The organism is Crassaminicella thermophila (assembly GCF_008152325.1).
GTDB lineage: Bacteria > Bacillota > Clostridia > Peptostreptococcales > Thermotaleaceae > Crassaminicella_A > Crassaminicella_A thermophila.
On record NZ_CP042243.1, the window covers coordinates 1,189,646 to 1,216,091 of the forward strand.

Genomic DNA, 26,446 nt, shown 5'->3' on the forward strand with positions numbered 1-26,446 from the left:
ACATTTTTTCCTCCTTATTTTTTAATAATTTCTTTTAAGAAACTATTACCATGTTTTACGGGTTCAACATGAAAGATTTCAGCTACCGTTTGTCCCATATCAGCAAAGGTTGTTCTTGTTCCTAAATTAATATTTTTTTCAAGTGGCTTGCCGTATGCTAAGAAAGGAACATATTCTCTAGAGTGATCAGTACCTGGCATTGTAGGATCACATCCATGGTCAGCTGTAATAAATAATATATCTGTATCTTTCATTGTATCAAATATTTCAGGTAATCTTTTGTCAAAATCTGCTAATCCTTGTGCATAAGCTTTAACATTATTACGATGACCCCACTTCATATCAAAATCAACAAGGTTTGTAAAAATTAATCCTTTTTTGTCTTGTTTCATATAGTTTAGGGTTTGATCAACACCATCCATATTATTTTTTGTATGAATTGCTTCTGTAATACCTTGCCCAGAAAAAATATCTTCAATTTTTCCTACGCCGATTACATTTAAATCAGCATTTTTTAGATTATCTAATAAAGTATTGTAAGGTGGAGTAAGAGAGAAATCCCTTCTATTAGCAGTTCGAGTAAAATTGCCTGGTTTTCCAATAAAAGGTCTTGCAATTATTCTAGCGACTCCATGCTCACCTTGTAAAATTTTTCTTGCTATTTTACACATTTCATATAAACGATTAGTAGAAATTATTTCTTCATGTGCTGCAATTTGAAATACGCTATCAGCTGAAGTGTATACAATAGGATATCCTGTTTTTATATGCTCTTTACCTAGTTCTTCTATAATTGCTGTACCAGAAGCAGGCTTGTTTCCAATGATTTTTGTGCCGATTTCTTTTTCAAAAGCAGTAATGATTTCTTCTGGAAAACCATTTGGATAAGTAGGAAAAGCTGTTTCTAAACAAACACCAGCCATTTCCCAATGTCCAGTAGTAGTATCTTTTCCTTCAGATTTTTCAGCAAAACGGCCATAGCATCCAATAGGATTTTCTGTTTTATTAATCCCTATCATACCATCAATATGACCAAGACCTAGTTTTTCCATATTAGGCAGATGTAATCCACCTAAAGCTTTGGAAATATTACCAATTGTATTGCTTCCAGCATCTCCATATTTTTCAGCATCTGGTAGCGCTCCCATACCAACACTATCTAATACAATCCAAATGACTCTATTAATCATAAAGCAACCTCCATTTAACAATAATTTAGTATTTTCTATTTTCAGATTTAAATCTGTCTATAGATTATATTTAACCATATCATATCGAAAAAATACGATTTTGTTAATAGTAAATTTATATGTACTTAAAAAAAATCCCTTAGATAAATTAGAATTCTTATAAATTAGAATTCTTAATAAATTAATATATAAATATTTTGAGATTTTGTCAATTAGAATTTTGAGGAATATAATTTTAGAAATTTCCATTTGCAATTTGTCGAAAAATGCGGTATACTTCTAAACATGTGAAAACGTTTCCGTTTTTAAACAATAATTTTCATAAGGAAGGTGGAAAAGAATGGAAAAATTAATAAGTTTTTTAGGTCTTGGTATTATGATAGCAATTGCATATTTGTTATCCAACAACAAAAAGGCTATCAATTGGAAATTAGTAGGTACTGGTGTAGCAATGCAATTAATCTTTGGGCTACTTATATTAAAATGGGAGCCTGGACAAAAGTTATTTAATGTTTTAAATGATTTGGTAAACAGATTATTAGATTTTACAAAAGATGGAACCGGTTTCCTGTTTGGAAATTTATTGAATGTAGATAGTTTTGGATTTATATTTGCATTACAAATTTTACCTACAATTATCTTTTTCTCAGCATTAATGGCTGTTTTATATCACATAGGAATTATGGATAAAATTATTACTTTCTTAGCAAAATTTATGGCGAAATATCTTGGTACAAGTGGAGCTGAAACTTTGTCTGCAACTGCAAATATTTTTGTAGGACAAACAGAAGCACCTCTTATTATAAAACCATTTATTAAATCAATGACAAATTCTGAGTTACTTACTGTAATGACAGGTGGAATGGCTACTGTTGCTGGTGGTGTAATGGCTGGATACGTTTCTATGGGAGTAGAAGCTGGACACTTAATTGCAGCAAGTATTATGTCTGCACCTGCAAGTTTAATTATTTCTAAGATTATGATTCCTGAAACAGAAACACCAGTAACAAAAGGAAAAGTTAAAATGGAGACAGAAAACATCGATGCAAATATCATTGATGCAGCAGCAAGAGGAACAAGCGAAGGGTTACAATTAGCTTTAAATGTTGGAGCTATGCTTTTAGCTTTCATAGCTTTAGTTGCATTAATAAATGCGATTATAGGATGGTTTGGAAGTTTAGTGGGAATGGATTATTTAAGCTTAGAGTGGATATTGGGTAGATTATTTGCGCCATTAGCATACGTTATGGGTATACCTTTAAAAGATGCTATTGAAGCTGGAAGTCTTTTAGGACAAAAAGTGGTTATTAATGAGTTCTTTGCTTATGCAAATCTAGGAGAGCTAATAAAAAATAATGTACTAAGCCATAGAACGATTGTAATATTAACTTATGCACTATGTGGTTTTGCTAACTTTAGTTCTATTGGTATTCAAGTTGGTGGAATCGGTTCCTTAGCGCCAGAAAGACGTTCAGATATAGCAAAATTAGGTATTAAGTCATTAATAGGTGGAAGCTTAGCAGCATTTATGACTGCAACGATAGCTGGAATTTTAATGTAGATAATAATTTTTAAAAGGGTTATGCATAATTATTATGTGTAGCTCTTTTTTGGTATTTTAGAGAAAACTATTTTTATGATACAATTGTGAGTAGATTATAAAAGGTTTAAGGAGTTATTATATGAAACATAAAATATTGATTGTAGAAGATGAAAATAGTATAAGAAGTTTATTAAAGATTACTTTTAAAAATAGTGGTTATAGTATTATTGAAACAGCATGTGGAGAAGAAGGAATAGAAAAAGCAAAATTAGAAAAACCTCATGTAGCGATTTTAGATGTAATGTTACCTGGTATAGATGGTTTTGCAGTCTGTGAAGTACTTAGAAAAGAATTTCCACAAATGGGGATTATCATGCTTACTGCAAGGGGGCAGGATTTAGATAAAATATCTGGTTTAAAGTTAGGTGCAGATGATTATGTAATAAAGCCTTTTAATCCTATAGAACTAGTATTACGTGTACAAGCACTGCTGCGCCGTATTGATGATATGAAATCAAAAAAAGAGACTATTATTGAAAGTTATCCTTTTAAAATTGATACGACTGCACATATTGTTTATAAACAAGATAAAGTCATTGAGATGACACCAAAAGAATATTTATTAATGAAAATATTTGTAGAAAATAAAGGAAAAGCATTTACAAGAGATGAATTATTAGATTTAGTTTGGGGATGGGATTTTATTGGAGATACGAAAATTGTAGATGTAAATATTCGAAGATTAAGAAGAAAAATAGAAGATGATGCTTCAAAACCTATTTTTATTGAAACGGTTTGGGGCGTAGGATATAGATGGAGAAAGCCGGGAGAAAAGTATGAAAAGTATAAAAAAAAGGTTAATGATTAATTTTATGTTAGTTATATTTATTAGTGTGCTATTTCTTGAAATATTGCTTATAAACTTTGTGAAACAGTATTATTATAAGAATGTTGAAGATGTTTTGACAAACCAAATTATGATTTCTTCAGAATTTTATACAAGATACTTTTCGAATGCTTCGCTAGAGGATAATATATTAGATAATGTAGATGTGTTTTGGAAGCAAACACCAGCACAAGTACAAATTATTGATTTATCAGGAAAAGTTTTAATGGATTCTATTGGTGTTGGATGGAAAGAACATATACATGCTACAGATATAAAGAAAGCATTAGATGGTAAAAAGGGAGTATGGACTGGAAAAGTAGACTATGATGATCATAAGGTAATGGCAGTAGCGTATCCATTAAAAGCTGATAATAAGATTGTTGGTGTGTTAAGATTTATTACATCTTTAGAGGAAGTAAATAACGGTATTAAAAGGATATCTATGATTTTTCTTAGTATAGGTGCTTTTGTTACTATTATATCTGGTATTGTAAGTATTTTTTTAGCAAATACCATTACAATACCTATTGAAGAATTAACAAATACAGCGAAGAAAATGGCATTAGGAAATTTTAAGGTAAGAAGTAGAAAAAAGTATGATGATGAAATAGGAAAATTGTCAGATACTTTAAATTTTATGGCTGATGAAATTGTAAAAAAAGATCAACTAAAAAATGAATTTATTTCTTCTGTATCTCATGAAATTCGAACACCGCTAACGGCTATCAAAGGGTGGGCTTTGGTATTAAATAATCAAGAACTTAATGATAAAGAGACCATGAGAGAAGGATTAAAAATTATTGAAAAGGAAAGTGAAAGATTGACTTTAATGGTAGAGGAACTTTTAGATTTTTCAAAGTTTGTATCTGGGAAGATTACCTTAAACAAGGAAAAAGTTATTATTGAAGATTTAGTAAAATATATTGAAAAATATATGAGGCCTCGTGCATCAAGAGATAAAATAAATTTTATGGTTGATTATGATAAAGATATTCCTCCAATGTTTATGGATAAAAATAGAATAAAACAGGTATTAATTAATGTATTAGATAACGCATTTAAATTTACTGATAAAGGAGGAATGGTATCGTTTTATGCAAAGTTGGAAAAAAACGAGCTTATTATGTCAATAAAGGATAATGGATGCGGGATTAGCAGTGAGGATTTACCAAAGGTAAAAGAAAAATTTTACAAAGGGAAAAACAGTAAATCAAAAAATGGTATAGGATTATCTATTTGTGATGAAATTGTTAAATTACATGAAGGATCTTTAGATATAGAGAGTGAGTTAAATAAAGGAACAATTGTAAATATTAGATTACCTATTGAATCGTTTATTTAAACATTTAGGAGAAGGAATATGAAGAAAAAAGGTTTTTTTATTATTTTTTTTATTAGTATTTTTATTTTACAAGGATGTGTAGATATAAATTTAGATATAGGAGAAAGTATTGTAGCACCAAAAAATAAGCAGATTCCAATTAAAGGTACATGGAAAATAGAAAGCTACTATAAGATAGAGGATTATAGTTCTAAAGAAGAAATAAAAAGTTTGATAGGAAAAACGGCAATATTTAGTGAAGACTTAGTGGTTTTAGGAGAGGAAGTTTGTGAAAAACCAGAATATAAGATAAAAAATGTTAATACGAAGGATTTTTTTCTATATGCATATAAAGTCAATTATAAAGATTTAGGGTTTGAAAATAAAACTATTGAGGTTATTACAATTACTTCAAAAGAGAAATATTTTTACGATTTTATCAGAGTAAATGAAAATAAATTAATTGTATGTATAGATGATGTATTTTATTATTTAAGTAAAATTTCTGATGTAGCAAATGATGAAATGTTATGTAAAAATACTAAAATACAGCTTGAGCCTAAAAATGAGATGTTTCTTGAATCAAATTTATTGCGTTCAGGCGTTTTGATTGGACTTAGTTCTAAAAATAATGATCGTAAAAATGAATTTTATAGAACTTTATGGATTGCTGCAAAAAATAGAAAGGTATATTCTATATTAGAAACACCAAATTTATTTGTACCAAGAAAAAGTGGTTTTTGGATTGTAGGAGAAAATCGGGTAAAAAAAGATGGGTATATTCATGATTATTTATTTGCTTACCCATTAGAACAAAATGGTAAAGAAAAAGAGAAGATACAAAAAGAATATTTTAAAGAAAATATTATTAGGAGAATACTATTTGTTGGAAATGATTATGTAGCAACAGAGTTTAGTAAACTTGATGGAATACAAAGGAATCGATTACAGGTACTGCTTATTGATAATATTAAAAAGAATATAGGTATAAAAATATCTGATATTGCAGGAGATACTGGAAGAGATGCTTATATAAGTTCTGCTGAAGGATATCTTACAACATTAAAAAAAGATGAAGGAAGTAAGTTATATAAGCCTAGAGAAGATAGTTTTACATTAGCACGAAGAAATGGACACTGGATTATGAAGGGAAGACTATATTATAAAGAGTCTGTGAGTGAGGACAGTTTCTTAGAATTTAATATTAATATGATTCCACCTTATAAAATTGTTCATTATGATGAATTGTACTTATCATGGAATCAAATAAAAGAAAAAGTGCCTAAAGCTATAGATGGATATACTTCACCGAATAAGGATTTAGCAATTATTGTTACTAAAAATACAATATATGTATATGGTTTAAGTAATGATAAACTTTCTGATAAATATATAGAAAAAATAGACCTAAAAGAGGGGGAGAGTGTCGTAATGGCTGAATGGGCTACTGGTAGCTATGTGGAAAAGTGGAATAATGTCTTTGAAGATTATGCTTCAAATATATGAAAATGGCCAGCAAATAGCTGGTCATTTTAAATATCATATTTTTTCCAAAGGTTGTTAAGATCAAAATTAGATAAAGAAGACAATATTTTCTCTGAAGCATCGGGATAAATTTTTTCTAATTGAAATAAAAGCTTTTTCATATCTTCTCTAACGGTCTTTTTGTCTTTAGGACAAGTACTTGTAATGACAGGAAGATTAAATTTATTTACAAAAGATTCTATTAAATTTTCTCTAATATATATCATAGGTCTTATGATGTGCATGTCTTTTTCACTATTGTAGCTATTTGGGTGAAATGTTCCTAATTTTCCTACTTTTAATACATTCATAAATAGGGTTTCGATAACATCATCCGCATTATGACCGAGTGCTATTTTGTTGACATTATAATTTTTAGAAACCCTTGCTAAAGCACCTCTTCTTAATTTAGAACAGAGTGAACAAGGATTCTTTTCTTTACGATCATTAAAAATTACATCAGCAATGTTTGTTTTTTCTATAATAAGAGGAATATTATTTTTTGTACAATAACTTTTTAGTGATTCTATATCCATACTAAAGCCTAAATCAATATGAATACCGATGAATTCAAAATTTTTTATGGAAGTCTGCTGTATAAGTTTTAAACAAAACAACAGAAAAATGCTATCTTTTCCACCTGATAAACCAACGGCTATTTTATCATTTGGTTGAATCATCTCATAATCAGTAATGGCTTTTCTAATATTATTTAAAAAGAGTTTGTTGTACTTTTTTTCAAATTTTATCATTGAACAGCCTCTATTCTACTTTATTTGTTAAAGTACCAATTTTTTCAATGTAGCATTCAATAACATCTCCAGATTTTAAAAATTTAAATGGTTTAAATCCTAAGCCAACCCCTGAAGGAGTTCCAGTGAGAATAATATCTCCTGCTCTTAGGTATGTTCCTTTTGATAAATCACTTATAATGTATGGAATATCAAATATTAAGTTTTTTGTATTGGAATTTTGTCTGAGTTCTCCATTAATGCGACATTGAATATCTAATTCAACAGGAAAAGGGATTTCGCTTTTATGTACTATAAAAGGCCCCATTGGACAAAAAGTTTCTAGACTTTTTCCTCTAAACCATTGTTCATGCTTTCTTTGAATATTTCTTGCAGATACATCGTTTACAATCGTGTATCCAAAGATATATTCTTCAACTTCTTCCTTTTTTATATTAATACCATCTTTTCCAATAATGATAGCCAATTCAACTTCATAATCTATCTTATCTGTTATTTCTGCATGATTTTTAATTATATCACCATCGCCAATAGCTGGATCTGCAATTTTTGTAAAATATATTGGAAATTTTGGTATTTCATCATTAGCGCCTGGCAATCCAATAATTTCTTTTGCATGATCGAGATAATTTTTCCCTAGGCAGATTAGATTTCTGCGAGGATAAGGGATAGGAGCACATAATTTGACATTTTCAAGAGGAATACATTCAAAATTATGTGTTTTAAGGATTTTTTTTATATCTTTTATTAAAATATCGTCTGATTGTTCTATGAAATCTTTTAAAGTTTTAGGTGCTATTACCCCTAATTGATCAAAAATTTGTTGTAGTGGAATTATATTTTTTTGATCTTTACTCAAAACTCCAAATTTTTCTTCTTCATTGTAACGAAATGTAGCAAAATACATATGATTACTCCTTTCTTTTTTATATCTATTGATAAAATTAAACTAAGAAAGATTTTGTTTTAGTAAATTTCTATGTAAAAGATAAAAATCCTTCAAAATTTGAGAATATTCATTTATGAGGTATATTATTTAACATTTTCAATCTATGTTCTGCAATTAATAGATCAACCATTCTTCCATAACTGTGTATACCATCCTTTTGTCTATTAGATTTAAGATAAGCGTTATTAATTTTCGTAGACGCTCTTTCAATAGGGCCTTCATACCTTTGCCAAAATATTTTTAAGTTAGATAAATCTCTTATTAAGCCTTCACTATATTTTTTATGCAGTGTATGATATTTTTCTTGATCATAGCGAAAAAGGGCATTCATTGAATGGATTAATGCCAGAAGGGTTCCAGAGTATTGAAAGTCAATATCAGGATTCATATTACATGTAATATAAGCAATATAATTAGCTTCATCTTCTCTAGAGAAACCTCGTTGATGTGCCATTTCATGACATGCTGTACTTCCTAACATGGCATGTGGAATGTCAATGTTTACGTTTGCTTCACCAGTAAATGGGCAGTAAATTCCTGATATACCCATATAAGATAGTACTTTTGAGAAAAAGATACCTTTTGGGTTTGCGTATCTACCACTTAGTTCTGGATAGATATTAGCTGCTATTTCATAGCCTTTATATGCTCTGTGTAAAACATCCATATGACCATTTGGAATGTACATAATACCATCTTTGTTTTCAGCTACTTTACTTCGTAGGGTATTTGCACGATCAATAAGGCTTTTACATAAATCTTCTAATTCTTCAATGGAAGCTGGTTGTACATTAAGTTTAGCGATTTTAGAAAATGGCAGACGATTATAGTTTAACCCCCAAAGCATAATAAAAAGAAAATAAATAATACTAACAAAAATAAGGAGATTTGTTAAGGATTGAAGAATGATAGATTTTTTTGTGTGTTTTTTATTTATTATTTTTATGATGAATTGAATCAAGCTCCAAATAATAAAAAATATAAGAAATAAAATCAATAATTCTGCAATGGAGAAAGGAATTAAACCAGTAAAGAGGTTTATTCCTTGTACAATAAGTTTATAAAAATTTTTTGAATATATAGTTTCTATAAAATAAGGTGTGAATGCTGTTGTATAAAACAATAAAATACCTATGGGTAGTAAAAGTATGAATATGAACTTGTGAAGTTTTTTTATGTTTTTCATTAAGATTTTTCCAACTTTCTATTAAATATTTTATATACGATTCTATAAGCTTTATTTTACCAAAAGTATGAATATTTTAAAACATACAAGAAACTTTTATTGCATATTTACAAAGGACTATATAGTTATACATAAGATGGAAAAAGTACATACTAAAAAATATAAAATGAATAGATGTGTTTTTGAGGAGGTATTGTTTATGAAAGATAATGGTTCAGGATTATCTGCATGGGGACTTACTATGATGGCATTAGGAACGGTAGTAGGAGGTTCATTTTTTCTAGGATCAGCTATTGCCATTCGTGCTGCAGGACCGAGTGTGGTTATTTCATATTTTTTAGGAGGAGGACTGGTTTATTTAATTCTTTTTGCTCTATCAGAGATGACAGTGGCAGATGCAGATCCAGGTTCTTTTCGTACATTTTCACAGAGAGCCTTTGGCCCAGCAGTTGGTTTTGTTGTTGGATGGGTATATTGGACAGGTCTTGTACTGGCTATGTCTAGTGAGGCAACAGCAGTAGCGCTATTTTTTAGAGTATGGTTTCCTAAAATATCATTACCATTTTTAGGATCAATTATAATTGTAAGTATTACCCTTCTAAATCTTTTAGGAGCTGAACGTCTAAGTAAGTTAGAAAGTGGATTAGCAGCAATAAAGCTTTTTTCAATTATTGGATTTATTGTGTTAGCCATTGCTTTAATAACAGGTGTTATGCCAAATACATCTGCTGTAGGTATAGGGGTACTAAAAAAAGAAGCATTATTTCCTAGAGGAATTTCAGGGATTGCTGGAAGTATGTTGATTGTAATGTTTACATATGCAGGATTTGAAATAATTGGACTTGCTGCATCTGAAACTGCTAATCCGTATCGTGTTGTTCCTAGAGCTATTACTTACACTGTTTTAGGATTAGTAGGTTTATATACGTTAGCTATTACGTTATTGTTACCGTTAATACCTACAAATAGTCTTACAGAGGAAGTTAGCCCTTTTGTAGCTGCGCTGCAATCTAGGGGTGTAAGTTGGGCTGCAGGTGCTATAAATATAGTTTTGGTTACTGCTATTTTATCTACTATGCTAGCAGCAACTTTTGGATTAGGAAGAATGATACGTTCTTTAGCAGATGAAGGCTGTGCGCCATCATGGGTAAAAGATAAAAATGATGTACCATATAAAGGAATTATATTCTCAGGAATAGCTATGCTATTAGCACTTGCCATGTCTTTTTTATTACCAAAAAAGATTTACATATTTTTAGTTAGTTCAGGTGGATTTTCTCTTTTGTTTACTTATTTAATTATTCTTGCTACTCATTATAAATTTCGTAAATGTCAAGGGTGTCCACCAAAGGGAAAATGTCAACTTTTTGGATATCCTTATACTTCATGGATAGCTATTATTTTTTTAATAGCTATTATAGGGAGTATGCCTTTGATTCCGGGTCAAGGAGCAGGTCTTGTAGCAGGATTAAGTTTAGTAGTGTTCTATTATATATGTTATTTATTATCAAAAACATAGAAAAAATAATAAAAAAATCACATAGTAAAACGAAGGCATATTCAGAAAATGGATATGCTTTTATTGGTAGAGATTTAAATCGTTTATATTTTTGACTATATTTAATAATTTATCCTTTTCGTTTAAATTCGGGTCGTCTAAAACTTTATCGAGTAAAATATTTAATATAATGCCAATTTGTTTTCCTTGTTTTATACCAAGCTTAATTAAGTCATTTCCATTAATTTTTAAATCTTTTATTGTTAAAGGCTGTTTTTCATTCAGTATTTTTGCTACTTCATTTTTCAGATTCGAAATTTTGGAAATATCATGTGAAAGGCTTGATCCCTTAACATGTGCAACTTGTAAAGCAAAGAAAGAATCCAAATTTTGTATGCCTATTCTATTTATGAATTTTTTTAAATTTTTTGTGTTATAAGTGTCCCATGGATGCATATGTTCTTTTATTATAGTACATACACAATCAATTGTTTTTTTATCAAATTTTAATCTTTTTAATATATTCATAGCAGTTGTTTTGCTATAGAAATGATTTTTACAAATTGCAGAAAATTTTGGTTTTTCTATATCATGTAATAGAGCTGCTAGTCGAACATTTAGTATTTTAGGGGTATTATCTAATACACAGAGTATATGTGTAAATACATCTTTATCATGATGAGAATTTTTTGGATTTAAATTAATTGTATCTATCAATTCTTGTATTACAAAGGGTAACAAATTTAAATTTTTTAAAAGAAGTATTCCTTTAGCTGGCTTATTTGATAATAATATTTTTATGAGTTCATCTCTTATTCTTTCTTGACTTATATTTTTAAGTAAAAAGCCTTTTTCTTGCATAGCTTTGGCAGTATCTTTATGTATTGTAAAATTTAATTGTGCTGCAAATCGAACTCCTCTTAGGATTCTTAATGCATCTTCATCAAAGCGCTTTTTAGCTTCTCCTACACACTTAATAATTTTTTTGTTTAAATCATTTTGACCATTAAAATAGTCTATTAATCCTTTTTTATGATTATATGCCATAGCATTTATGGTAAAGTCACGCCTTGCTAAATCTTTTTCTAATGAGAGGGTAAAGGTTACATTTTCTGGTCTCCTATGGTCTAAGTAATCTCCATCGATTCTATATGTGGTTACTTCAAAGTGTTTATTATTAAAAACTATTGTAATAGTGCCGTGTTTTCGCCCTGTTTCAATAAATTTTATTTGATGATTTTTAAAAATTTTTATTATTTCTTCAGGCAATGCATTCGTACAAATATCCCAATCCTGAGGTTTTCTTCTTAATAAAGAATCTCTAACGCAACCGCCTACTACATATGCATCAAATCCATAATTATTTAACAATGTTAATATCATTTTTGGTTCTTTTGGTAAATCTATCTTCAATTCAAATTTCTCCTTTATAAAATGAATTTGTGTACAAACAGATTATTTATTCTTATATTTTATGTTGATTTTTTTATTGATACAAGAAGGAATTTTAATTTTTATAAAGCTAGATAGAAGATTCACAACTTTTTGATTTATCGGTCTGTATAATGTATAATGATATATGCAATGTTAAAAGAAAAGGGGAAAAATGATATGATTAAAAGAATAAAAATCAACTTAGATGTTATTGAGGGAATGCTTTATTTCTGGCAGGCAACTAGTGAAAAGGAAAAAGTAGGAGAGAACTACATAAATGAAATGTCAAATTTTTCTTTAATGGAATATATTTATGATGATGAATTTAATAAAGAATCTGTAAGAAAAGTTTTAAGTGCCATATCAAATAGGGAATTGTTATCAAAGAAAAATAAAAAAGAAGGAAGATTTTGGAATAATAATATGTGGATGTTGGAAGATTTAGAGTATACGAATATGATGATTCAACCTTTAAAAGTGTTAAATTTAGATTTTTTGGTTGAAAAATTAAACAATATAGAAAAAAATTCTAAGTATGAAGAGATCGAAGTAATTTTTCTACCAGGACATGTAGATGAATATAAAATAGTGGATAATAAACTTATTATTAATTTTTTTAGAGTAAAGCCTGATTTGTATGAAGAAAAGGTATCAATAGGAGAAAAAGATATATTTGTATTTATTCAAGAAAAATTACAAGAACTTATTAAAGCTTAGATGAATTTTATTGACAAAATATTTGGTAGTTGATATTATAATTATGTAATTTAGATAATGAACACGAATCACATGACTGGCGGAAGTGGAAGTAACCACATGGAGTGTGATTTGAGAAATGCCGACCGCCTGGGCGATAAGTCCAGGCGGTTTTGTGTTTTTTTGAACCTCTTGGACTTAGTAGACTACAGTCAAGGAGGTATTTTTATGTTAAGAAAAGAATGGAAAGGATTCAAAGAAGGGAATTGGACAGTAGAAGTAGATGTAAGAGATTTTATACAAAAAAACTACACTCCTTATGAAGGTGACGATCAGTTTTTAGAGGGACCTACAAGAAAAACTGAAAGAGTATGGGATATTTGTAAGAACTTATGCATAGAAGAGTTGAAAAAAGGGATACTTGATATTGATACAAAGACTGCTTCGGGGATAGATAACTTTGAGGCGGGTTATATAGATAAAGAAAATGAGGTTATTGTAGGGCTGCAAACAGATGCTCCGTTAAAGAGGATGGTAAATCCTTTTGGTGGAATAAGAATGGTAAAATCAGCTTTACATGCATATGGTTATGAAATAGATGGTGAAATGGATAGGGTGTTTCAAAATTATCGTAAGACACATAATGATGGAGTATTTGATGTATATACAGAAGAAACAAAGGTAGCAAGAAGTGCAGGACTTTTAACAGGACTTCCAGATGCATATGGAAGGGGAAGAATTATAGGAGATTATAGAAGGATACCACTTTACGGAATAGATTTTTTAATAGAACAAAAAATAAAGGATAAAAGTAGCTTAAAGGGTTTCATGGATGAGGAGCTAATTAGAAAGAGAGAAGAATTAGCAGAGCAAATACGTGCATTGAAGAAGATAAAAAACATGGCTAGTTCTTATGGTATAGATATATCAAAGCCAGCAAAAGATGCTAAAGAAGCAGTTCAGTTTTTATATTTTGGATATTTGGCTGGGATAAAGGAAAACAATGGCGCAGCTATGTCACTTGGAAGAACAAGTACTTTTATTGATATATATATGGAGAGAGATTTAGAAAAAGGGATAATAACTGAAAAAGAAGCACAGGAGATAATTGATCAGTTTGTTATAAAACTAAGAATGGCAAGACATTTGAGAACTCCTGAATATAATGAATTGTTTGCAGGAGATCCAAATTGGATTACAGAGTCTATAGGAGGGATGGGGATTAATGGAAGGACACTTGTAACAAAAACTTCCTTTAGATTTTTGAATACCTTAACTAATTTAGGTCCTGCTCCGGAGCCAAATATGACAGTTTTATGGTCTGAAAAGCTTCCTGAAGCTTTCAAAAAATATTGTGGAAAGATGTCTATTATGACCGATTCAATTCAGTATGAGAATGATGATCTAATGAGGAATATTTATGGAGATGATTATGGAATTGCTTGTTGTGTTTCTGCAATGCAGATAGGAAAAGAGATGCAGTTTTTTGGAGCAAGATGTAATCTTGCAAAAGCGCTTCTTTATGCAATAAATGGAGGAATAGATGAAAAGAAAGAAACTCTTGTTATACCTGGAATAAAAAAAATAGAAGATAATGTGTTGGATTATAATAAGGTAAAAGAAAGCTATGATAAAGTTTTAGAATATGTGGCACAGCTTTATGTAAATACCATGAATATTATCCATTATATGCATGATAAATATGCATATGAGGCAGGTTTAATGGCGCTACATGATACAGAGGTTGGAAGATTTATGGCATTTGGAGTAGCAGGTTTATCAGTAGTTGTAGATTCTTTAAGTGCAATAAAATATGCAAAAGTAAAACCTATTAGAAGAAATGGTATAGCAGTAGATTTTGAAATAATAGGAGAGTTCCCTAAGTATGGAAATGATGATGATAGAGTAGATGAAATAGCAGTTGAAATACTTAAAAAGTTTATCAAAGAATTGAAAAAGCATAAAACATATAGAAATGCAGTGCATACTTTATCAGTGCTTACTATTACATCAAATGTAGTATATGGAAAAAAAACAGGTGCAACGCCAGACGGAAGAAAAATGGGAGAAGCTTTTGCTCCAGGAGCAAATCCAATGCATGGAAGAGATAAAAATGGTGCTTTAGCATCTTTAAATTCAGTAGCAAAAATTCCATATAGATTTGTTTGTGAGGATGGAGTTTCAAATACTTTTACTATAGTGCCTGAGGCTTTAGGAAAAGATGAAAATACTAGAATTATTAATTTGGTAAATGTTTTAGATGGGTATTTTTGTCAAGGAGCACATCATTTAAATGTAAATGTATTAGATAGAGAAACACTTATAGATGCTATGGAGCATCCAGAAAAATATCCTACATTAACAATTAGAGTTTCTGGTTATGCGGTTAATTTTAACAGGCTTACAAGAGAACAGCAATTAGAAGTTATAGGAAGAACTTTCCATGAAAATATGGTAGTTTAGAGGTGATAGTATGATAGGAAAAATCCATTCTTATGAAAGTATGGGATTAGTAGATGGCCCTGGAATAAGATTTGTGGTATTTTTTCAGGGGTGTAAGCTAAGATGTGCGTATTGCCATAATCCAGATACTTGGGATTTTAATAAAGGAGAAGAAGTAACTGAAAATGAATTAATAAAAAAAGTGTTAAGATTTAAGCCATATTTTCAAAAATCAGATGGAGGTGTCACATGTTCAGGAGGGGAACCACTTATGCAGCCTGAGTTTTTAATAGAGTTTCTTAAGCTATGTAAAAAAAATGGTATTCATACAGCTATTGATACTGCAGGATTTGGAAAAGGCTTATATGAAGAAATATTAAAGTATACAGATTTAGTGATTTTGGATGTAAAACATGTAAATGGTATTGGATATAAAAAGTTAACTGGAGGAAATATAAAAGAGTTTGAAACGTTTCAAAAAGCTCTGCTAAAAGCAAATGTTAAACTATGGATTAGACATGTAGTTGTTCCAGGGATTACAGATAGCAAAGAACATTTGTATAAGTTAAAAAAAGTAATAAAGGGTTTTAAAAATGTAGAAAAGATTGAGCTACTTCCATATCATAGTCTAGGAGTAAGTAAGTATAAAACTATGGGAATATCTTATAATTTAGATATGGTTAAGCCAATGAGTAAAGAAAGAGCAATGGAGCTTGAAGAATATCTAAAAATTGTTTAAAGTATATAGAATAATTTTTATATATTAAAGAAGGAGGATGTTCTCCTTCTTTTTAATGCTTATTTCAATTTATTTACTTAAATTTCATTTTATGATAGAATTAATTTTGTAATTTTGTTATGAAACATTAAGGAGTGATATTAAAATATGGGTAGACATGGAACCATAGCTAATAGAAAAGAAAAGCAAGATGCAAAAAGAGCACAAATGTTTACAAAATATGCAAGATTAATTACTGTTGCTGCAAGAGAAGGGGGAGCTGACCCAGAATATAATGCAGCACTAAAGAATGCAATAGATAAGGCAAAAGCTATAAACATGCCTAATGATAATATAAATAGAGCTATTAAAAAAGGTGCAGGTGGAACAGACGGAGATAATTTTGAAAGAATAACGTATGAAGGATATGGCCCAAATGGGATAGCTGTAATTGTGGAAGCATTAACAGACAATAGAAATAGAACGGGTAGCAATTTAAGATATTATTTTGATAAAAATGGTGGAAATCTAGGAACTACAGGCTGTGTTGGATATATGTTTGATAGAAAAGGTCAAATTCTTATTGAGAAAAAAGATGAATATCAAGAAGATGAACTAATGGAAGCGGCATTAGAAGCTGGAGCAGAGGATTTTGTGACAGACGATGAAGAGGTTTATGAAATATTTACAGCTCCACAAGATTTTTATGATGTAAAAAATGAATTACAAGAAAAAGGATATGAATTTATTGAAGCTGATATAGCCATGATTCCTCAAACGACAACTAAATTAGAAAATGAAGAACAAATTAAAGCAATGAATAAGCTTATTGACATGCTTGAAGATGATGATGATATTCAGCAGATTTATCACAACTGGGATATGCCAGAAAAATAGATTTTAAATATACATGATATATGTTTTAAATACACCTTAAATTTTGTTGTGTATAACACAATCAAAATAGAGGTGTATTTTTGTGTATTTATATAAATAATCGCAACTATTGTTCCGAGTAGTAATATATATGAATAAAATTATATTTCCAAACTATAAACCTTAAATTACCTTGTATGTAAAAGCAAATGCTACAAAAAATAAAAAATGAGGTGAATAAACTATGGGAAAAAGGAATAAAATTCCTGATTTTAAAGAACTATTAAGTCATACACAACAAGAACTAGGCAAGGAATTAGGTTTAAGTAATAATGAAATAGGAGAAAAAATAAATGATAAACCTGATTTAGCAACACGTATAGCTGGTGGATATGTTGGAGGACAGATGACAAAGAATATTGTTAGGAGATCAAAAAAAGAATAAATATAAAAACTGCCTAGTTATTGATATGCTCCCCTTGAAGTGGACAGTTAAAATAAAAAAACTGTTTATTGAAGGAGGAGCATTTTCTTATGGGCAGAAAAGGTAAAATAGATTACGAACTAAAAATTAAAGCAGTTGAAGAATATTTAAATAATGTAGGATCACAAACATCAATTGCATCTAAATATGGTGTAACTAGAAACTCATTTAGACAATGGATTGTAAACTATCAATCAATGGGTAAAGAAGCATTAATGAATAAGTCTCATAATAATTTCTATTCAAAAAGAATTTAAAAATTACTGTTATTAAAAGCATATCTTGAGGGTGACAGTTCGATATATGACATTGCAAAAAATTTAAGATTCCCTCACATACAACTGTTCTTAAGTGGATTATAAAGTATAATGGTCATGAAGAGTTAAAATCATCAGGAATAGGAGAAGATAAAGTCATGGCCAACGGACGTAAAAACTAATTTTAATGAAAAGAATAGAAATTGTTAAACACTGCATTGAACATCAGAACAGCTATAATAAAACTGCAGATAAATATAAAGTATCATATCATCAAGTCTATTCATGGACTAAAAAATATGAGGAATCTGGTGTTGAGGCATTAAAAGATAAACGTGGCAAACAGAAAAATGCAAATGAATTGTCAGAGATTGAAAAAGCTTAGAGCACTAAACAAACTTCTGGAAGCTCAAAAATAAAAAGGCAACAAATGGAGATTGATTTTTTAAAAAAGTTAGAAGAAATAGAAAGGAGGCGATTTTAAGCCAAGTAAGAAATGAAACCTACTATTTAGCAATTAAAGAATTACATGATATACAGTTATATCCAATTTTTACACTATGTGAAATAGCTGGTGTTCAAAAGGTCATCTTATTATAAATGGTTGAATCGTAAAAGAGAGTAAAAATGAGAACTTTAACAAAAAACTTATACCTTTAATTCAAGAAGCCTATGAAGAACGAGATGGTATTCTTGGCTATCGTCAAATGACAATTAAACTAAACAGAGAGAACAATTTTAGAGTAAATCATAAGAGAATTTATCGCTTAATGACTATTTTAGGCCTAAAGTCGGTATGTCGAAAGAAGAAGAAAAAATATATTAAGTCAACTCCTGAAGTTATAGCGGAAAACATTTTAAATAGAAACTTTAAAGCAGATAAGTTTGGTCAGAAGTGGGTTACAGATGTTACGGAATTTAAATATGGCAATAATCAAAAAAGCATACTTAAGTGCAATAATTGATCTATCGGATAAAAGCGTAGTTTCTTTTGTGATTGGTAAATCTAATAACAATCCTTTAGTATTTAAAACATTTGATCTTGCACATGAGAATTATCCAGATGAAAAGCCTATTTTTCATAGTGATCGTGGATTTCAGTATACATCAAAAAAATATTTCGAAAGAAGTTGGATAAATCAGAAATGATTCAGAGCATGTCCCGAGTTGGACGATGTATTGACAACGGACCAATGGAAGCATTCTGGGGTATGCTGAAATCAGAGATGTACTATTTAAGAAAATTCTATACTTATGAAGAATTAGAAACAGCAGTAACTAATTACATTGAATACTACAATAATCACAGATATCAAAAACGTCTTGGTTGTATGACACCTTTAGAATACAGACAATACCTATGTAATGTTGCATAAAAATCACGCTAACCGTAAAGTACGATTAGCGCAATTCCTTTTTATTTTTTCCACTGTCTACTTGACAGGGGCATATTCATATTTTTAGGCAGTTTTTGCTATGCTTTGATTTCGTGTATTAAATTTTGTGCAAATTGTTTAGCTATATGTTCAATTTTAGGTACATATTTTACAGTTTTTGGATCATTTGCGGTAGCCATAATTGTAAAGTAAGGTGGAAGTCTAAAACCTTTATTAATATTTAAAGCATCAATTAGTTGTTTTGCAATACAATCACTTCCTGAGTTACCAGATACAATAACTGAAAAAAGTGTTTTATCATAAAGAGGTGTTTTTCTATATAAAGAGGTTAATCGATTGATGACAGCCATAAGGTTTGCTGATACAGAATCATTATAATTTGGACACAACCAAAGAATTGCATCTGCTTTTTCGATAGCTGGTAAAATTTCTTCAACCATAAATCCTCCATAAAAACAAGTATTTTGCTTGCTATAATGGATACATGTTTTAAAGGAACATCCAATACAATCAAGAACAGTTCCATTTTCTACATGAAGTTCCTTTATTTCGTAGTTACAAAGATGTTTTTTTATCATAGTCCAAAGCATAAGCGTATTAGATGTCTTATAAGAACTCGAATGTAGAGCTAGAATTTTAGGATTTGAAAGTAATAAAGGATGATCTTCTATTAATCTGATTACTAGTTGTTTGCTAAGTTTAGAACAAATTTCTTCTAAAGGGAGATCATAAGTTTTTTGCCATGTACGAAAATTATTTAGGTTACCTGTAGCTTCAATCATAGGATGTCCTATGAAGCGACATCCTAACTGGTTGGCTAAAAAAATAATATTTTTTGCAACACTTTTGGTATAGAGTTCATTGTAGCTATGAATAAGTATCCCAGCAGTTGATCCAGAAAGCGCATCTGTTCCTCTAGCATATAATTTAGAAAGTATTTCAAATAAGGGACCATTAAAGCCTACTTCATTTAGTTGAATGACAAAGAGTATTTTTTTGTTTTTCAAATCAGGCATATCTTTAGAAGTTTTAATCACAATGGTAGATAAATTAGAGGTTGCAGCTTCAACCATCTTTAATAGTTGATTAGATATTTCCCCAGGAATAATAACATATAGGCTCATAGAATTGCCATTAAGCTTTCATAAGTATGTTTTAATCTATCGAATAATGTTTTGGGGAAATCCAATCTTTCTATTTCTATTCCCGTTGCAGTTAGCCTGTTTTTTGCACCCATAAATACGCCTCCCATATATGTTGTACTATAGTGCCACTCACCATTTATTGTAGCAATAAGAGATAAACTACCAGAAGATAGTGCAGGAGCGATATAGGGTTTAAAACCGGTAGCACGAACTTTAAGATTTGCTTTTTTTGCTTTATCTGTAAGATCTAAAGATAGTTTATCATTATAATTCTGAATACTATCAGCAATTATAAGTCCTTCTCCATGAGGACCAAATGCTCTTCCTTCGTTTAAATAATGCAGTGTTTCAGGTTGTTTTTTTGCGTAATAAGCAGCACGAGCATGCATTACGCCAAGACCATAACCTCTTATTTGATTTGCAGCTAGTCCTTTAAAATCCATATTACCTGTATTATCCATATTGCTTTCTAAAAAAGCAACTTTACACAATAAATCTACAGGATCAGAAACAACAGCAAATATACCTTTAAAATTATTTTCTCTTGCCATCTTTGCATAAATTTTCATAATTTGAGCATTGCCTTCAAATTGTGCAATTCTAACATCCTTTTTTTCTTTTCCTACTGGTGGTACACCTACAGAAATACAGAAAACAAACATGTCACAATCAAAAATCTCACTTTCATTAATAATATAAACATCTGGGTATATATTATGACTATTGGGTGGAAGAATTTGATTTATTTCATGTTCCCAGCGATTTAAATTATTTTCATTCTTGTCATAAATTCCTATTTTTGAAATTTTGTCTGATCCTAGTAAGCGAAGGCCTGTTACAAGCGTTCCTCCAACATCCCCCATACCAACTACATTAATTTTCCATTTTTCTGGAATTTTGTAATCTAGTACATCCTTCCAAGTAGGATATGCTATATTAATTGTTGAAACTTTTCCATCTTTCATTCTAGAAATGAGCCAGTCTGGAAAAGTATATTTTGATTCTTGTTTTTGAAGTAGTGAAAGTCCCTCTTCTTTTAAAAAAGCAAGAGATGGATCTGTAACTGAAAAGCTTTTTCGAGAAAATTTAGGATTTAGTTGGTGTAATATGTAAAGCGTATCTTGACTTTTTTTTGCAGTTTCTTCAGAGATTTCAGAAAGATTAGGATGTTTTCGATTTGAAATCAGTATTTTATTTTTTAGTATATAATAATACATAGTTTGCCTCCTTATCTGCCTAAAATTGCTTGCTCTAAACGGTTTAACTGTTCTAAATCATTTTCTAAGTAATGAGATGGACTAAGATTTAAATCATAGTGCATATTTTTCCCATGATCTGGGCATCGTGGAGAAATAAATATTTCTCCTAATGAAGCGAGTGTTAAATTTCTTTCATGCATACTATGATATTCATTTTCGATTATTGTTAGTATATCCATTGCATTTTGAATGCAAACTTTTGATAAGTTATATTGTGCGTCTTTTGAAGCATCTTTAATAAATGTAGGAGATGTATAAGGTAATATTAAATTTATTGATGGTACTAGATTTCTTTGAGGTGTAGTACCTCGCCATATTGTATCTCCTCCAAAAAATGGATATAATAAATTTTCATTAAACCAAGCTTTTAACTTAGGTATATAGTATGCACTATCTACTTCTCTATTTTGCCTATCCATTAACTCCTTTCCTCTAGCAGAAAGTATTCCAACGATTGTTTTTTTCACTTTTATGTTTTCTTTATTCAGTAGAGGATGAATAACGTTATTGCGGTAGCCTTTATGTAGAAGATCATCAACCAAGATTATAGGTTTATTAAAGGATGCTAACATCTTTATTTGTATTTCTAGATCCGGATAGTGAGGGAACGGACCTATTAGAAAATCTTTCATATGAGGTAAAAATAATTTTTCTGTATGAAGCGCTTTTGTAACTGTATTTGGTATAATAGAACGACTTAAAATAGTACCAAATGGAACACACATAGCAGGTCCTAGTTTGCGCGGTGTTAGTGGTGTTGTTGGTACACTGTTTTCAGCACAGATTTTTCTAACAAGTGTTTCGTGAAGAATATTCCTATTAAATGATAATATGAGATTTCCTGGATACAAATTTGTTAATGATTTTTGAAGCTTTTTTCTTGAACGCATGATTGCTTGCTGTACATTTTTATTGCTTCTAAAAGGTTCTTTAATATTTGGTTCCATATCAAGATTAAGTGTACAAGGGGAACTCATATTTACAATAAAAACAGGATTGTATTCATTGCTATAAGGCAATTTTACAAAGCCTTGAAACTTTAGTATTTCTTGTAAAGATGATGATATATATTCTGGTATCATATTATGAAAAACAGCATATTCATAATCCTTTGATAAACAGAATGCAAGTGTTTCAGTAAGTAGTATTTGTTCATAGGTTTCTTTATTTTCTGATGGTCGGACAAAAATTCCGTCCATTAAAACAATTCTTCCTTGCGAATGCTCTCGAATATATTCTGATACTGTGCTGTCCTTAAGATCATGAAATAAAGTGTTTAGTCTTACCCAATGATGGGCTGCAAACCCGATTATTTTTCTATTTTGATTCAGATCTCTTAGTAACAATAATCTAGCAGAAGGTTTATGGAAAAATTCAATTAGTTTTGTTCGAGCTATATCATAATTATTATAAAATTTTGAAGAAAGTTCATTGATTAATTCAATATCAAAATCTTCAATCAGTTCAATTTTTATTGACTTTGCTTGCATAAGGGTTTTGTATAGTGGTTCTCTTCTGTAAAAACCATTTTCATAAATATATTTTTGTGCTAATGGGTCAACCAAACTTGAAATATCTCTATTTTCATCTATATAGTTGCGTATTTGTGTAGAACTGATTTCATCATAGCGTGCAGGAAGTTGTAAAATAGTAACTTTACTATGGATTTTTTTGATAGCTTTTGAAAGGGTTATATTATTCTTTTTAATAGGTAAAAGATGATTCCTCTCAAAAATAACATGAGGAAAAGTATGTATAGAACCTTCTGTTTTATCTGTTTGATAGCTTGTAGCATTTAAAATTACATCACTTCCTACAACAATATATACCTCAGAGTGTGGAAAATTTTGTTTTAGTGTGTTTAGATCTTTTTTATTTCCAATGTTTATAGGAAATTCTTCAGGATATAAGTAAATATTAAGTTCATCTGCAATAGACATATTTACAATATTTTTTCTAAGCAGGTGTGGTAGTGTTTGCTTTGACCATGAAAATTCATCAATAGCAAGATAAACTTCAAATCCAAGATCTCTTACAGCTTTAGCAATTTGCTTATGACTTAAAGAGAATGGGTCAAAAGTACCAGGGAAAAATGCTACTTTATGAGGAATTGTAAGACAATAATCACCTTTAAAAAATATGTAATCTGAGATGAATCTATATATATGATGCAACGCAGCAGCATTTCCTAAAAGTAATAGTGTTTCTTCTTTATTATCTGTTAATAATGTAAGAATTTTTTTCGCTATAAGCTGGAAAATATGATTTTTTTCTTCAAGATTAAGATATTCTGATCCAAATATGATTTTTCCAATAACAGAAAAGGCACCTTGCTTTACGCGAGAATTGTAATTTACAAGGCCATTTAATAAAATACCAAGCATTTTCATTAGACGTTCATCATAAAAGTCTATATTCTCTTGAAATAAAATTGCATACTTTGGATAGTTTGCAATTGCAACACCAATGGTTTTTAGAAGTAAAGAACTAAGCACAGGGTTTGATTGTTTTATCTTGTCAATAAAATCATCAATTAATTCATCTAATTCAACCGGTTGAAGTGTTAAGATTAATTGTCCAAGATAAGGAGGAATATATTCAGTAAATTGATAACCATCTAATTCAAGTGCACTCAGTAGTTCTACAGCTACTTCATTTCTTTGTTCAAATGATAAATAAGGTACGATTTCTAAAATAGCTTCGCCAGCTCGAGCTCTTATTTTATCTGAAGAACTTACTTTTAATAGATTACAAAAATGCAGGGCTGTTTGAAGTCCATTACTTTCAGGTGTATCAAGAGCATGTTCTAACAAAACTTCTATTTGTACGTTTTTGATGACTGGGTCTGTTGCAGATTTTAGATTGCTTAAAAACATAGCAGGAATTTTTTTCTTATCCATTTGAAAGAAATTTGAATATTTCATCACTACTGGACTATTTAGATTTAATTGTTTAATAATTTTAAGCTTTAGAAAATTTTCTGAAGGATACGCTGATGGAAACATTTCATTCGTAAGGATTGATGAAATTTTTTTAGTAAAATAAGCATTGTTACGAATTTTAGGTATTAAGTTATAGGTAACTTCTAAAGCAGCAATCTTTAAATGATGATTTTTTTCTTCTAACATTGCAAACAAAAAATCAAATAAAACTGAAAAACGCAAATCACAATTTGCAATAGGAATATATTTAAGTGTTTCAAGAAGATAAAAAGCAATATTTTCTTTTTTGTATATGTCTTTATGATAATACTTTAGTAAAGTAGTTATATAATTGTCTACTTGATGATTATTGTGATTATGTTTAATTTGCTTAAATAAAGAAGCAATCATTGTACTTAGACAATAGCCAATCCATCTACGATGTTTTGGAATAATTTTATGATCAGGGAAAATAAAGAGCTTTAGGTATTTTTCTAATAATTCCAAACTTGTAATATCTGGATCAAACAAGGTGACATTTTCGGGGACTTCTTTACGGTAAACTTCATCAAACATAGCGATTAAAGCACCAATAAGCTCTGCACAGTGCTTTCTTATATCATCTTCTGGATGAATCAAATTCTCATACAAAAAATTTATTGTAATGAGTTTCTGTTTCTGTGTTAAATATGTAGAATATTCATCAAAAATTCGTAGATATTCACGAAGGTTTGTCCAATCTTTTTCGCTACGTGCTAATTGTAAAATAGCATCCAGAGAAAATTCGTCGCGTAGTTGATACATAAGATTAATATTATGATAAATAGAAAGATACTTTACGTTATCAATGATTTCTTTTCCCTGCATTAAAGCATAGTGGAATTTTCGCTTTTGATTTTTAACACGATGTAAATCTTTAGAAGAATTAACATCTATATTTATACCTAGGTGAATCATATAATCTTCGAAATCTTTTAATTTAGCATATACACGACCATATCTTTTTTCTTTTTCAGTATCTAAGTTATCTAGTTTTTCTAAAATAACACGAAAAGATTCTGAAAGAGTGTATATATGCATTTTTGCATTTCCATTTTGATCAAAACGATTTTTAACACGAAAATCTGAATAAATAAGTATCAAGGATTCTAATGATAAATTTTCCAATTCTAAATCCCATACAGAATGATTTAATGCAATATGGCGAATGTAAACAATATCATGATTTGAAAACCATAAATCTGTGTAGTAATAATGAAGATAAGGGACTCTTGTTTGTTCCCGTTTTGTACATCCATATTTGCCAATATCATGTCCAGCTGTAGAACCAGAAACTCTTCCTAAATCAATAGGAAGTCCACAATTTTGTAATTGTCGTGCAATAAAAAGAGCGAGATAATGTACACCACATATATGATCAATTGTATTATATCCTGCTACTTCACTGTTTAATTTCATCATTTCATAGACATAATCAGTATGAAATGCAGCTAAAAAACGGTTATATTCGGTAGGATCTTCAAGAGCATTTTTTTCTTCTTGTGTTAAAAAAATCAAAGGATATTTGCTTTGCCAAGTATTATCATTAGCATGTTTTTGAAATTCAGATACGATTCTTAATAAATCTAAATATAAGTAACAAGCACTATTAAGATTACTTCTTAGAGGTTCCTCAACAGCATGAGGGAAAGACTTAGAAAGTACAAATTGATATATATAAGAAAGCCAATTTGTTGGAGACTCATTATTTGCTAATTCATTGAGCATATTTTCACATAAACTTAATACAGCTTTGCAACTATAGTCTTTAGTATTTACCATGTTGTTTATACAATGAAAAAAAGAAATGTTTTCGATGTGTTTTTTTATAAACTTTTCATTTAGTGATAGTTTTTCTAACCATACGGGATCTAGAATTTTACTTGTAATTTGATTGTATAATTCCATAACAGACAGATTATTCAT

23 protein-coding genes and 1 riboswitch are annotated in these 26,446 nt (G+C 29.7%); of the genes, 15 read left to right on the forward strand and 8 right to left on the reverse strand.

What is annotated here, in order from left to right; genetic code table 11:
- Positions 1–14: 14 nt before the first annotated feature.
- Complete coding sequence (locus tag FQB35_RS05585) at positions 15–1,190, reverse strand: phosphopentomutase (protein ID WP_148809037.1); 1,176 nt, start codon at positions 1,188–1,190, stop codon at positions 15–17.
- Between the two features lie 340 nt (positions 1,191–1,530).
- Here FQB35_RS05585 and FQB35_RS05590 point away from each other — a divergent pair, with 340 nt between their 5' ends.
- The 4 genes from FQB35_RS05590 (at position 1,531) to FQB35_RS05605 (ending at position 6,449) form a co-directional block, all read left to right on the forward strand.
- The gene (locus FQB35_RS05590; protein ID WP_148809038.1) at positions 1,531–2,751 is read left to right on the forward strand and encodes a NupC/NupG family nucleoside CNT transporter; all 1,221 of its coding nucleotides are present in this window, start codon (positions 1,531–1,533) and stop codon (positions 2,749–2,751) included.
- Between the two features lie 121 nt (positions 2,752–2,872).
- On the forward strand, positions 2,873–3,601 hold the full coding sequence (locus FQB35_RS05595) for a response regulator transcription factor (RefSeq protein ID WP_148809039.1): 729 nt from the start codon (positions 2,873–2,875) through the stop codon (positions 3,599–3,601).
- Positions 3,570–4,964, forward strand: a complete 1,395-nt coding sequence (locus FQB35_RS05600) for a sensor histidine kinase (RefSeq protein WP_148809040.1) — start codon at positions 3,570–3,572, stop codon at positions 4,962–4,964. The genes FQB35_RS05595 and FQB35_RS05600 overlap by 32 nt, the downstream gene beginning before the upstream one ends.
- A gap of 18 nt (positions 4,965–4,982) precedes the next feature.
- Positions 4,983–6,449: a hypothetical protein gene (locus FQB35_RS05605; RefSeq protein WP_148809041.1), complete on the forward strand. Its 1,467-nt coding sequence runs from the start codon at positions 4,983–4,985 to the stop codon at positions 6,447–6,449.
- Between the two features lie 26 nt (positions 6,450–6,475).
- On the opposite strand, the gene FQB35_RS05610 is transcribed toward FQB35_RS05605, so the two are convergent.
- From FQB35_RS05610 to FQB35_RS05620, 3 genes are all read right to left on the reverse strand, one after another.
- Positions 6,476–7,219 carry a tRNA lysidine(34) synthetase gene (locus FQB35_RS05610; protein WP_148809042.1) on the reverse strand — a complete coding sequence of 248 codons (744 nt, stop codon included), beginning with the start codon at positions 7,217–7,219 and terminating at the stop codon, positions 6,476–6,478.
- 10 nt (positions 7,220–7,229) lie between these two features.
- The gene (locus FQB35_RS05615; protein WP_148809043.1) at positions 7,230–8,126 is read right to left on the reverse strand and encodes a fumarylacetoacetate hydrolase family protein; all 897 of its coding nucleotides are present in this window, start codon (positions 8,124–8,126) and stop codon (positions 7,230–7,232) included.
- Positions 8,127–8,235: 109 nt separating this feature from the next.
- Positions 8,236–9,354 (reverse strand): DUF3810 domain-containing protein, encoded by a 1,119-nt coding sequence (locus FQB35_RS05620; RefSeq protein WP_148809044.1) that lies wholly within the window; start codon positions 9,352–9,354, stop codon positions 8,236–8,238.
- 199 nt (positions 9,355–9,553) lie between these two features.
- Here FQB35_RS05620 and FQB35_RS05625 point away from each other — a divergent pair, with 199 nt between their 5' ends.
- Positions 9,554–10,873, forward strand: a complete 1,320-nt coding sequence (locus FQB35_RS05625) for an amino acid permease (protein WP_148809045.1) — start codon at positions 9,554–9,556, stop codon at positions 10,871–10,873.
- Between the two features lie 60 nt (positions 10,874–10,933).
- Here the strand turns inward: FQB35_RS05625 and FQB35_RS05630 are convergent, their stop codons facing one another.
- The gene (locus FQB35_RS05630) at positions 10,934–12,235 is read right to left on the reverse strand and encodes a CCA tRNA nucleotidyltransferase (RefSeq protein ID WP_148810770.1); all 1,302 of its coding nucleotides are present in this window, start codon (positions 12,233–12,235) and stop codon (positions 10,934–10,936) included.
- A 228-nt stretch (positions 12,236–12,463) separates the two neighbouring features.
- Between FQB35_RS05630 and FQB35_RS05635 the strand changes: the two genes are divergently transcribed.
- The 10 genes from FQB35_RS05635 (at position 12,464) to FQB35_RS05680 (ending at position 19,135) form a co-directional block, all read left to right on the forward strand.
- Positions 12,464–13,003, forward strand: coding sequence for a TDE2712 family protein (locus FQB35_RS05635; protein ID WP_148809046.1), 540 nt, complete (start codon positions 12,464–12,466; stop codon positions 13,001–13,003).
- A gap of 62 nt (positions 13,004–13,065) precedes the next feature.
- A riboswitch (ZMP/ZTP riboswitch) is annotated at positions 13,066–13,145 on the forward strand.
- A 65-nt stretch (positions 13,146–13,210) separates the two neighbouring features.
- Entirely contained in the window at positions 13,211–15,445 is a 2,235-nt protein-coding gene (pflB, locus tag FQB35_RS05640) for a formate C-acetyltransferase (protein WP_148809047.1), read from the forward strand.
- Positions 15,446–15,458: 13 nt separating this feature from the next.
- Positions 15,459–16,163: a pyruvate formate-lyase-activating protein gene (gene pflA, locus FQB35_RS05645; protein ID WP_168198393.1), complete on the forward strand. Its 705-nt coding sequence runs from the start codon at positions 15,459–15,461 to the stop codon at positions 16,161–16,163.
- Positions 16,164–16,310: 147 nt separating this feature from the next.
- Positions 16,311–17,039 carry a YebC/PmpR family DNA-binding transcriptional regulator gene (locus FQB35_RS05650; RefSeq protein WP_148809049.1) on the forward strand — a complete coding sequence of 243 codons (729 nt, stop codon included), beginning with the start codon at positions 16,311–16,313 and terminating at the stop codon, positions 17,037–17,039.
- A gap of 223 nt (positions 17,040–17,262) precedes the next feature.
- Positions 17,263–17,463 (forward strand): small, acid-soluble spore protein, alpha/beta type, encoded by a 201-nt coding sequence (locus FQB35_RS05655; RefSeq protein ID WP_148809050.1) that lies wholly within the window; start codon positions 17,263–17,265, stop codon positions 17,461–17,463.
- Between the two features lie 89 nt (positions 17,464–17,552).
- Positions 17,553–17,759, forward strand: coding sequence for a helix-turn-helix domain-containing protein (locus FQB35_RS05660; protein WP_148809051.1), 207 nt, complete (start codon positions 17,553–17,555; stop codon positions 17,757–17,759).
- A 187-nt stretch (positions 17,760–17,946) separates the two neighbouring features.
- Positions 17,947–18,144 carry a helix-turn-helix domain-containing protein gene (locus tag FQB35_RS05665; RefSeq protein ID WP_148809052.1) on the forward strand — a complete coding sequence of 66 codons (198 nt, stop codon included), beginning with the start codon at positions 17,947–17,949 and terminating at the stop codon, positions 18,142–18,144.
- 265 nt (positions 18,145–18,409) lie between these two features.
- Positions 18,410–18,724, forward strand: coding sequence for an IS3 family transposase (locus FQB35_RS16620; RefSeq protein WP_408625491.1), 315 nt, complete (start codon positions 18,410–18,412; stop codon positions 18,722–18,724).
- Positions 18,666–18,908, forward strand: a complete 243-nt coding sequence (locus FQB35_RS05675) for a DDE-type integrase/transposase/recombinase (RefSeq protein WP_148809053.1) — start codon at positions 18,666–18,668, stop codon at positions 18,906–18,908. The genes FQB35_RS16620 and FQB35_RS05675 overlap by 59 nt, the downstream gene beginning before the upstream one ends.
- Positions 18,905–19,135 (forward strand): IS3 family transposase, encoded by a 231-nt coding sequence (locus tag FQB35_RS05680; RefSeq protein ID WP_207707292.1) that lies wholly within the window; start codon positions 18,905–18,907, stop codon positions 19,133–19,135. Before FQB35_RS05675 ends, FQB35_RS05680 begins: the two co-directional genes overlap by 4 nt.
- Before the next feature lie 98 nt (positions 19,136–19,233).
- Here FQB35_RS05680 and FQB35_RS05685 read toward each other — a convergent pair whose 3' ends face one another.
- Genes FQB35_RS05685 through FQB35_RS05695 form a run of 3 tightly spaced genes read right to left on the reverse strand, consistent with a single transcriptional unit; the run spans position 19,234 to position 26,446 of the window.
- Positions 19,234–20,280, reverse strand: a complete 1,047-nt coding sequence (locus tag FQB35_RS05685; protein ID WP_148809055.1) for a flavodoxin family protein — start codon at positions 20,278–20,280, stop codon at positions 19,234–19,236.
- A complete protein-coding gene (locus FQB35_RS05690) occupies positions 20,277–21,518 on the reverse strand; it encodes a lactate/malate family dehydrogenase (RefSeq protein ID WP_148809056.1) in 1,242 nt (413 codons plus the stop codon). The genes FQB35_RS05685 and FQB35_RS05690 overlap by 4 nt, the downstream gene beginning before the upstream one ends.
- Positions 21,519–21,529: 11 nt before the next feature.
- The gene (locus tag FQB35_RS05695; protein WP_148809057.1) at positions 21,530–26,446 is read right to left on the reverse strand and encodes a nucleotidyl transferase family protein; all 4,917 of its coding nucleotides are present in this window, start codon (positions 26,444–26,446) and stop codon (positions 21,530–21,532) included.